The sequence below is a fragment of the Ciceribacter lividus genome, assembly GCF_003337715.1.
Classification (GTDB): domain Bacteria; phylum Pseudomonadota; class Alphaproteobacteria; order Rhizobiales; family Rhizobiaceae; genus Allorhizobium; species Allorhizobium lividum.
Genome location: NZ_QPIX01000014.1, coordinates 88,787 through 98,289, shown reverse-complemented (window position 1 = coordinate 98,289; position 9,503 = coordinate 88,787). Strand labels below are relative to the sequence as shown.

At 62.0% G+C, this 9,503-nt stretch carries 7 protein-coding genes; 5 read left to right on the top strand and 2 right to left on the bottom strand.

Translation table 11 applies throughout. From position 1 onward, the window contains the following. Positions 1 to 299: 299 nt before the first annotated feature. The 4 genes from lhpI (at position 300) to DFR48_RS20045 (ending at position 5,851) form a co-directional block, all read left to right on the top strand. Positions 300 to 1,250: a bifunctional Delta(1)-pyrroline-2-carboxylate/Delta(1)-piperideine-2-carboxylate reductase gene (gene lhpI, locus DFR48_RS20060; RefSeq protein ID WP_114364990.1), complete on the top strand. Its 951-nt coding sequence runs from the start codon at positions 300 to 302 to the stop codon at positions 1,248 to 1,250. 133 nt (positions 1,251 to 1,383) lie between these two features. Beyond that, on the top strand, positions 1,384 to 3,843 hold the full coding sequence (gene hrpB, locus DFR48_RS20055) for an ATP-dependent helicase HrpB (protein ID WP_114364989.1): 2,460 nt from the start codon (positions 1,384 to 1,386) through the stop codon (positions 3,841 to 3,843). A gap of 39 nt (positions 3,844 to 3,882) precedes the next feature. Beyond that, entirely contained in the window at positions 3,883 to 5,184 is a 1,302-nt protein-coding gene (locus DFR48_RS20050) for an ActS/PrrB/RegB family redox-sensitive histidine kinase (protein ID WP_114364988.1), read from the top strand. Between the two features lie 76 nt (positions 5,185 to 5,260). Further along, positions 5,261 to 5,851, top strand: a complete 591-nt coding sequence (locus DFR48_RS20045) for an ActR/PrrA/RegA family redox response regulator transcription factor (RefSeq protein WP_114364987.1) — start codon at positions 5,261 to 5,263, stop codon at positions 5,849 to 5,851. A 7-nt stretch (positions 5,852 to 5,858) separates the two neighbouring features. Here the strand turns inward: DFR48_RS20045 and DFR48_RS20040 are convergent, their stop codons facing one another. Next, the gene (locus tag DFR48_RS20040) at positions 5,859 to 6,347 is read right to left on the bottom strand and encodes an MmcB family DNA repair protein (RefSeq protein WP_114364986.1); all 489 of its coding nucleotides are present in this window, start codon (positions 6,345 to 6,347) and stop codon (positions 5,859 to 5,861) included. A gap of 174 nt (positions 6,348 to 6,521) precedes the next feature. Here DFR48_RS20040 and DFR48_RS20035 point away from each other — a divergent pair, with 174 nt between their 5' ends. Further along, the gene (locus DFR48_RS20035; RefSeq protein WP_114364998.1) at positions 6,522 to 7,187 is read left to right on the top strand and encodes a L,D-transpeptidase; all 666 of its coding nucleotides are present in this window, start codon (positions 6,522 to 6,524) and stop codon (positions 7,185 to 7,187) included. Between the two features lie 79 nt (positions 7,188 to 7,266). Here DFR48_RS20035 and DFR48_RS20030 read toward each other — a convergent pair whose 3' ends face one another. Then, entirely contained in the window at positions 7,267 to 9,438 is a 2,172-nt protein-coding gene (locus tag DFR48_RS20030) for a malate synthase G (protein WP_114364985.1), read from the bottom strand. Positions 9,439 to 9,503 lie beyond the last annotated feature (65 nt).

The following is a 9,503-nucleotide window of genomic DNA, read 5'->3' as shown; positions in this document are numbered from 1 at the left end:
GAGATTTCTCTAGAACGAAGGACATCGTCGCCAGCAGCGCCGCCGCCCTCGTCAGTGAGCGGATGTATAATCCTACCCCCTCAAACAAGTCAACAGACCACTACGGATTTTTTCAAAGAAATTTCCAAACATCTGAAAAATATAGGCATTTTCGCGTTTCAGGGACTCGGCGGACAAAATCCACTGCGCACGAACCGGTCGCATCCATGCCGCACGCCGATCCTCCCTCCCCACATTTCCCCTTCCGCAGGGAAAACCCCATTGATAGGGTCCGCCCAGCCTTTGAACGGAGTGAAATCATGCTGGTTCTGGACGAACAACAGACAAGCCACGCGCTACCCTGGCCCGAACTGATCGACGCAATCGGGCGGATATTCGCCGGCGGATGTGTGGTTCCGGTCCGCCATCACCTCGACGTCGCCGTGCCCGGCGAACGGGACGCGACCCTTCTCATGATGCCTGCCTGGATCCCGGGTGAGTATATTGGGGTGAAGCTGCTGTCTGTTTTTCCCGACAATCATCTGCGATCCCTCCCGGCGATCTTCGGTACCTATCTCCTGTCCTCCGGCAGAACCGGAGAGATGCTCGCGGTCATTGAAGGAGGAGAGCTTACGGCACGCCGGACAGCCGCGACATCGGCGCTTGCCGCTCGATATCTCGCGCGGGAAGACGCAGAGGAGATGCTTGTCGTCGGCACGGGACGGCTTTCGCTCAATCTCATTCAGGCACATGCCGTCACCCGCCCGCTCAAGCGCTTCCGGGTCTGGGGCCGTAACGGGGAGAAGGCCGCCGCCATTGTGGGCGAGGCGCGTGCGCTCGGTTATGACGCATCCGTTGCAACCGACCTCGAGGCCGCCAGCCGGAGCGCTGACGTCATCTCATGTTGCACTTTGTCCAGTGAACCTCTCGTCCGGGGTGCCTGGCTCAAACCCGGCGCTCACCTCGATCTCGTCGGGGCCTTCAAGCCGTCGATGCGGGAAACAGACGACGAGGCGGTCAGCCGCGCCGAGATCTTCGTCGACACGCGGGCCGGGGCACTCAGCGAGGGCGGCGATCTCGTGCAGCCGCTGAGTGCAGGCGTCATCAGCGAGAACGACATACGAGCCGAGCTGGCGGAACTTGTACGCGGTGAGGCGAAAGGCCGTAGCAGCGCAACGGCAATCACACTCTTCAAGTCCGTCGGGGCGGCGCTCGAAGACCTCGCCGGCGCCGTGCTCGCCTATGAATCCGTCTCTCGTAGGAAGACCTGACGAAGGGCGGACGCGCTTCACGTGAATCGACACAGCGTTCCTGCAAAAGGGCTGGAGCGTTTGAAAAGGGCGCTATAGAGAGGCGACACGCCGGCAAAACGAGTGCACCTCTCATCCACACAGACGTCGACATATGGTCTCAAGACTGCCTTCACTGCCGATCTGCAATGTACTCGCCGCGCTCGACGAGGCTCTCTCCTCGGCCAGACGTGCCGTGCTTTCGGCTCCGCCCGGCGCCGGCAAGACAACGGTCGTTCCCCTTCATCTTCTGGACAGTCCCTGGCGAGCCGGCGGGCGGATCATCCTGCTAGAACCGCGGCGACTGGCGGCCAGAGCCGCCGCCGGACGCATGGCCGAACTGCTCGGTGAGGCCGTCGGCGAGACCGTTGGCTACCGCATGCGACTCGACAATCGCATCTCAGCACGCACGAAGATCGAGGTGGTGACAGAGGGTGTGTTCGCCCGGATGATCCTCGATGATCCGGAGCTCGAAGGTGTGGCGGCCGTCCTCTTCGACGAGTTTCACGAGCGTTCGCTCGATGCCGATTTCGGCCTTGCGCTGGCTCTCGACACACAGTCGGCCTTGCGGCCGGATCTGCGCATTCTGGTGATGTCGGCGACACTCGATACGGCGCGCATCGCCGACTTGCTCGGCCAGCCACCCGTTATCATCAGCGAAGGACGCAGCTTTCCGGTCGACGTTCGTTATCGCGACCGACCGGGCAGCGTACGAATAGAGGACGCGGTCACCCAAGCGATTCTTGATGCGCTCGCCTCGGAAAAGGGCTCCGTCCTCGCCTTCCTGCCGGGTCAAGCGGAAATCCGCCGCGTTGCGGAGCGGCTCAAGGGGCGCTTGGGGGCGGACGTCTTCGTAACACCTCTTTACGGCAACCTGACGCAGCAGGAGCAGGACGAGGCGATACGACCCGCCCGTCCGGGAACCCGCAAGGTCGTCCTCGCCACGTCGATCGCCGAAACATCGATAACGATCGACGGCGTACGGATCGTGATCGACAGCGGGTTGCAGCGGCTTCCCGTCTACGAGGCATCGACGGGAATCACCCGGCTCGAGACTGCCCGCGTCTCCCGCGCCTCGGCGGACCAAAGAGCGGGACGCGCCGGCCGAACTGAGCCCGGTATCGCGATCCGCCTCTGGCATTCCGGACAAACCGCATCGCTTCCCGCCTTCACTCCACCGGAGATTCTGGCGAGCGACCTGTCGGGGTTTCTTCTCGACATGATCCACTGGGGCGTCCACGACCCCGCGATGCTGTCCTTCCTCGACCCTCCTCCGGCGGCCGCTCTCCAAGAGGCACGCACGATGCTGAATCTCCTCGGCGCCCTTGACGCGCAAGAACGACTGACGGCAAAGGGCCGTCGGATGCGCGAGATCGGCCTGCCGCCTCGTCTCGCGGCGATGGTGATTGCGGCAGACGCGACCGGGCACGGGCGCCAGGCAGCAATGCTTGCGATGCTCCTTACCGAACAGGGTCTGGGGGGGACCAGCATCGACCTCGACGAACGTCTGCGGAGGTTTGCCGCGGACGGCGGAACGCGTGCCACGGCAGCACGAAAGCTTGCGATCCGGATCGCGGGGGGCATCGGCGGCAAAGCACATTCCGACACGCCCGCGACGGCCGGTCAGCTGTTGCTCCACGCCTTTCCGGACCGTGTGGCGTTGCAGCGTGGCGGACGTGGTCGCTTCGTGATGGCGAACGGGCGCGGCGCGGAGATCCCCGACACGGAGGGGCTTGCAGGCGCACAGATGCTGGTCATCGCCGATCTGACCGGACGGGCGGCACAGGGACGGGTTCTCGCCGCAGCAGAGGTCAACCGAAGCGAGGTCGAGGAGGAACTCGCGGCCACGATAAGGCGCAGCCAGGAATGCTTCTTCGATGCTCAGAGCGGCAGGGTTCGCGCCCGGCGGGTCGTTCGACTGGGGGCGATCATCCTGGAGGAGTCATCCTTGCCGAGGCCCTCTGGCGAAGCTGCAGCCGATGCCCTCGCCGCCGGCGTGCGGCAAATCGGAATCGGCGCCCTTCCCTTCTCGAAGGAAGGCATGCAGTTGCGCCAAAGGATCGGCTTTCTGCATCGGACATTGGGGGAGCCGTGGCCGGATGTCGGCGACGATGCCCTGGCGGCGCGGCTCGATGAATGGTTTACCCCTTTCCAGCATGGCGCGTTCGGTCTCGATGAGATCGATGCCACTGGTCTGACCGAGGGCCTGCGCGCACTGGTTCCGCACGGCATGCTGCGCGACCTCGACCGACTGGCGCCGACGCATTTCCGCGCTCCGACGGGGCAGAACCACCCGATTCAATACGACGGTGACGAACCGAAAGTGTCGGTGCGCGTCCAGGAGCTTTTCGGACTTCGGCAGCACCCCACGATCGGCGGCAAGCTCCCGTTGCTGCTCGAGCTGACCTCCCCTGCACACAGACCGATCCAGACGACTCGCGACCTTCCGGGGTTCTGGGCCGGCTCGTGGAAGGATGTGCGCGCCGATATGCGCGGGCGCTATCCCAAGCATCCCTGGCCGGAGAATCCCGAGGAGGCGGAGGCAACGACACGGGCAAAACCCCGTGGTACATAAACCGCAAACAACAAAGGCGAGAAACCAGGGGCGAAAACTATGGTCGGGGCTGACATCGAAACCCAAATGGCACCGTCCAGCCGACGGCTGCGCTTGCAAACACTCGTTCGGCTGCGATGGGTCGCCGTACTGGGCCAGACCGTTACCGTGCTCATCGTCGCTTTCTGGCTGCAGTTTCCATTACCCTTGCTCGCTTGCGCGCTGCTGATCGGTGCGCTCGCAGTGGCCAATGCCGTGCTCGCTGCCGCTTTCCCTTCGACTCACCGGTTGGAGCCGCTCTCCGCCTTCGCGGTACTCGGACTCGACCTGCTGCAGCTCGGCGCGCTTCTCTTCATCACCGGCGGCCTGGCAAACCCCTTCTCCCCCTTGATCTGTGTCCCGGTCATCATTTCGTTCGCATCGCAACCGCCCAGGCACTCACTGGCTTTGCTGACGCTCGCCATGGCGACAATTAGCGCGCTCGCCTTTTCGCCCTATCCGCTCCCCTGGTATCCGGAGGAAACACTGAAAATCCTGCCGGTGATGCAGGTCGGCACATGGTTCGGCATCGCCTCGATGATGGGTTTTGCGGCCTTTTACGCCTATCGTGTTTCCCAAGAGGCCTCATTGCTCGCCGATGCGCTTTCTGCAACCGAGCTTGTCCTGCAACGGGAAAAGCACCTTTCACAGCTCGACGGCCTGGCCGCGGCGGCGGCCCATGAACTCGGCACGCCGCTCGCGACCATCAGCGTCGTCGCACGCGAAATGGAGAAGGAACTCGGCGACGATGACCGGTTCGGCGAAGATGTACACCTGCTCCGAAGCCAGAGCGAACGTTGCCGTGACATTCTGCGACGCCTGACGACACTACCCTCGGCGAATGAGGCGCACATGAGCCGCCTCCCCTTGTCCTCGATGATCGAGGAGGTCCTGGCGCCTCATCGCGAGTTCGGGATCAAGCTCGAACTGGTCGAAAGGGCCGACCGCGCAACAGAGCCGGTCGGCTTGCGCAACGCCGGCATTCTCTACGGCCTCGGCAACCTGGTCGAGAACGCTCTCGATTTCGCCCGGAGCAAAGTCACGGTGACGGTCGATCACGACGGCGACAAGGTGACGATCGTGATCGAGGACGATGGTCAAGGCTTCTCACAGGACATTCTGCAGCGGATCGGCGAGCCCTATGTCAGCAGCCGTGCGCGGGAAAATCGTGCCGGCGGCCTCGGCCTCGGCCTCTTCATTGCCAAGACGCTACTTGAGCGCTCCGGAGCGAAATTGCGCTTCGAAAATCGCAGCGACCAGCCGGGCGCCCGGATTTCGATCATCTGGCCGCGACGCCTGATGGACACGGCGGGCACAAAATGACTTTACCGTCCACGCATAAGTGTCCATAACGCAAGGGTAAGTTTCGACCAGAATACCCCTGCAGGGATGTCAGCTCATGACTGAGAATGCTCCATCCAACGCTCAAAGCCCCTCTGGCAAGGCAGAAAGCGATGCACTCGGACCCGATCCCAGCCTCCTGATCGTCGACGACGATGTACCGTTTCTGCGTCGTCTGGCGCGTGCCATGGAATCGCGGGGGTTTGCCGTGGACATCGCGGCCTCGGTTGGTGAGGGGATAGCCAAGTCGAAGGCTTCACCACCGAAATACGCGGTCGTTGACCTTCGCCTCGGAGACGGTAACGGCCTTGACGTCATCCAGGCCATAAGGGAACGGCGCGATGATACCCGAATTGTGGTCCTGACCGGCTACGGCAACATCGCCACAGCTGTAACTGCGGTGAAACTCGGGGCGCTCGACTATCTGGCCAAACCTGCCGACGCCGATGACATATACCACTCGCTCACCCAGCGCCCTGGCGAGAAAGCCGAAGTGCCGGAAAATCCGATGTCTGCCGATCGCGTCCGCTGGGAACATATTCAGCGAGTCTACGAGAACTGCGAGCGCAACGTCTCGGAAACGGCACGGCGGCTGAACATGCATCGCCGCACACTGCAGCGCATTCTCGCGAAGCGGGCACCGAAGTAACGGCAGCTCAGGATTCGACGCTCTGCCGCGAGGCGGCCCACTCCGCCATCATCAGGCGCTGTGCGGCCGTCCGGGAGAAATTCAGCATCATTGCCTTGCGGGTCGCCGGAGCCAGTCGATGTTCCGGCGCGTCGCGGACGATATGCGCGCCGTACCCATCGGACAGCAGGAGTCCGCAGTCCTCCGGAAAGATATCCAGCGGCACTTCGCCGTGTGTGGCGAAGAAGAAGCGATCGCAATGCGCCCTGTAATCCGGCCATTTTCGATCAACACGGAAATCCTCGATCGACGACTTGATTTCGATAATCCAGAGCTCTCCCTTTTCCGACAGGCTCACCAGATCCGCACGCCGACCACTCGACAATGAAAGCTCGGGCAATACGGCCTGTCGCATCTCACTCAGAAGTACTTGCACCCCCCGGCGAACGAGGAGTGCCCGTTCCGACTGGCGCCCGTCGATTAACGGGTTGTTAACGGCGATCGAAAGAATGGTCATTGATACTGCCTATTGGGAACAAAGGCATGTTGCAAAAAAGCAATGCCGAGTCATTTTGCAGCGCGAAACAGACTTGGCGCCGACGGCACCCTTGCCAACGTCAGTTTAATTCAAAATAAACCATATTCAAAGATGGTTGAGCTGACCATCATCCCCGCAAAAGACGAGTTCTCCATGCGCCTCCGCAATGCTCTCACTGTGTTCGGTCTCGTGGCCACGATGGCCCTCACCGGCTGCTCCACGACGTCTGATTCCGGCAAGGCCGGAACCGAGACGGCAACAGCAAAGATCTTCAGCGATTCCTATGGCAAGGTGACCGATGCGGGCTATGCCCTGCCGGCCATCCCGATCGAGAAGGTGAACAAGAAGTTCCACCGACAGGTGGTCTCCTATCAGACGAAGGAAAAGCCGGGCACGATCGTCGTCAACACCCGGGAACGTTTCCTCTACTACGTGCTGCCGAACGGCAAGGCGGTCCGCTACGGCATCGGCGTCGGCAAGCAAGGTTTCGCATGGCAGGGCGAGGCCTACATCGCCTGGAAACAGGCATGGCCCACTTGGCATCCGCCCAAGGAAATGGCTGCACGCAAGCCGGAAGTCGCGAAGTATGTCGAGGACGGCATGGAGCCTGGCGTCCGCAACCCGCTGGGTGCACGTGCCCTCTACCTGTTCAACGACAAGGGGCAGGACACGCTGTTCCGTCTCCACGGCACTCCGGAATGGGCTTCGATCGGCACCGCCGCGTCCTCAGGCTGTATCCGCCTGATGAACCAGGACATCATCGATCTTTACGATCGTGTCCGTCCCGGCAAGGCTGCACGGGTCGTCGTTCTCCAGTAAAGTCGGTCTGATTTCCGGCAACAGACAAGAAAGCCGCCGGCACGCGCCGGCGGCTTTATCTTTTGCTTGAGACGCCGGTTCAGCCGGCAAGTCGCGATTTGAGCTCGCGCCGTCGCCGGTGCAGGACCGGCTCCGTATAGCCGTTCGGCTGTTCGCGCCCCTTGAGAACAAGATCGAGCGCAGCCTGGAAGGCGATGGACGCGTCGAAGTGACCAGCCATCGGCCGGTAGGCCGGATCACCCGCGTTCTGGGCGTCAACGACAGCGGCCATCTTTTTCATGGTCTCGACGATCTGCTCGCGGGTGGCGACTCCGTGGTGCAACCAGTTCGCCATGTGTTGTGCCGAGATGCGAAGGGTCGCGCGGTCTTCCATAAGGCCGACGTTGTTGATGTCCGGCACCTTCGAGCAACCGACACCCTGGTCGATCCAGCGGACGACATAACCCAGAATACCTTGCGCATTGTTGTCCAGTTCGCGCTGGATTTCCTCCGGTGTCCAGTTCGGACGGACGGCAACCGGAACAGAGAGGATATCGGAAAGCTTGGCGCGCGGTCGATCTCCAAGCGCGGCCTGTACATCGGCGACATTGACGTGGTGATAGTGTGTCGCGTGCAGCGTCGCCGCCGTCGGCGAGGGAACCCAGGCGGTGTTGGCGCCGGCCTTCGGATGTGCAATCTTCTGCTCAAGCATCGCCGCCATCATGTCGGGCATCGCCCACATCCCCTTGCCGATCTGTGCGTGGCCGGAGAGACCGCAGGCGAGGCCGATGTCGACGTTCCAGTTCTCGTAGGCAGAGATCCAGGTCGCCTGCTTCATGTCCCCCTTGCGGATCATCGGCCCGGCTTCCATCGAAGTGTGGATTTCGTCGCCGGTGCGGTCGAGGAAACCCGTGTTGATGAAGACGACACGGTCCTTGGCGGCGCGGATACATTCCTTCAGGTTGACCGTCGTGCGACGCTCCTCGTCCATGATGCCCATCTTCATCGTGTTCGGCGACATGCCGAGCACTTCTTCGACGCGCGCGAAGATCTCGCAGGCGAAGGCAACCTCTTCAGGCCCGTGCATCTTGGGTTTTACGACGTACATGGAACCCTTGCGGGAATTCATCCGACGGCCGCCGGGGCCGATATCGTAAAGCGCGATCAGCCCGGTAATCATCGCATCCATGATGCCTTCCGGAACCTCGTCGCCATTCCGGTCAAGGATCGCCGGATTCGTCATCAGATGACCGACGTTACGTACAAGCATCAGAGAGCGCCCGGCGACCGACACCGGATTACCGTCAGGTGACGTTAACTCGACATCCGGATTGAGCCTGCGCGTGAAGGTCCTGCTCCCCTTCGTAACCTCCTCGGTCAGATCCCCCTTCATAAGGCCAAGCCAATTGGAATAGACGACGACCTTGTCCTCCGCGTCGACCGCGGCGACCGAATCCTCGCAGTCCATGATCGTGGTGATCGCCGATTCGAGGCGTACATCATTGATGCCGGCCGGATCGCTCTTGCCGATCATCCCTGAGCGGTCGATGACAATCTCGACATGAAGACCATTCTTGCGCAGGAAGACACTCTTCGGCGACTCCGGCGCCCCGGTATATCCGACGAATTGCTTCGGCTCCTTCAGAGCGGTCTCGCGACCTTCGCTCAGCCCGACGGCCAGGATCCCGTCCGTGGAGGCAAGGGAGGTGACCTCCGACCATCTCCCTTCCAAGAGTGGGGCGGAGGCGTCAAGGAGGTTGCGCGCCCAGGCGATGACCTTCTCGCCGCGAACGGGATTATAGTCTTTGCCTTTCTCAGCTCCGCCATCGTCCGGAATCGCATCGGTTCCGTAGAGCGCATCATAGAGCGAGCCCCAACGCGCATTGGCGGCGTTCAGGGCATAGCGAGCATTCATGACCGGAACGACCAGCTGCGGGCCAGCGATCTCGGCGATTTCCGGATCGACATTGGCGGTTGTCACCGAGAAGTCATCTCCCTCCGGAAGAAGGTAGCCGATCTCGCGAAGGAATTGTTCGTAGGCGCCCATGTCGCTCGGCGCGCCGTTTTCCCGGTACCAGGCATCCAGCTTCTCCTGGAGCTCGTCGCGGCGGGCAAGCAGCATGCGGTTCCTCGGCGCGAGATCATGCACGAGTGCCGAAAGCCCGGCAAAGAAGCGTTCCGGATCCACTGCGGTCCCCGGGAGGGCCTGCGTTACCAGGAAGTCATACAGACTCTTATCGATGGACAATCCGTGGCTCTCGACGCAACCCATTGCATTCTCCTTACTGCGTTTGCTGCTCAGGCAGGCGCACAGAATCGCGCATTGGCATCCACTGT

Excerpts from the sequence above, each read along its gene's own strand:
- hrpB (WP_114364989.1), top strand. The coding sequence starts at position 1,384 with ATGGTCTCAAGACTGCCTTCACTGCCGATCTGCAATGTACTCGCCGCG.
- DFR48_RS20040 (WP_114364986.1), bottom strand. The coding sequence starts at position 6,347 with ATGACCATTCTTTCGATCGCCGTTAACAACCCGTTAATCGACGGGCGC.
- DFR48_RS20035 (WP_114364998.1), top strand. The coding sequence starts at position 6,522 with ATGCGCCTCCGCAATGCTCTCACTGTGTTCGGTCTCGTGGCCACGATG.
- DFR48_RS20030 (WP_114364985.1), bottom strand. The coding sequence starts at position 9,438 with ATGGGTTGCGTCGAGAGCCACGGATTGTCCATCGATAAGAGTCTGTAT.
- DFR48_RS20045 (WP_114364987.1), top strand. The coding sequence starts at position 5,261 with ATGACTGAGAATGCTCCATCCAACGCTCAAAGCCCCTCTGGCAAGGCA.
- lhpI (WP_114364990.1), top strand. The coding sequence starts at position 300 with ATGCTGGTTCTGGACGAACAACAGACAAGCCACGCGCTACCCTGGCCC.
- DFR48_RS20050 (WP_114364988.1), top strand. The coding sequence starts at position 3,883 with ATGGTCGGGGCTGACATCGAAACCCAAATGGCACCGTCCAGCCGACGG.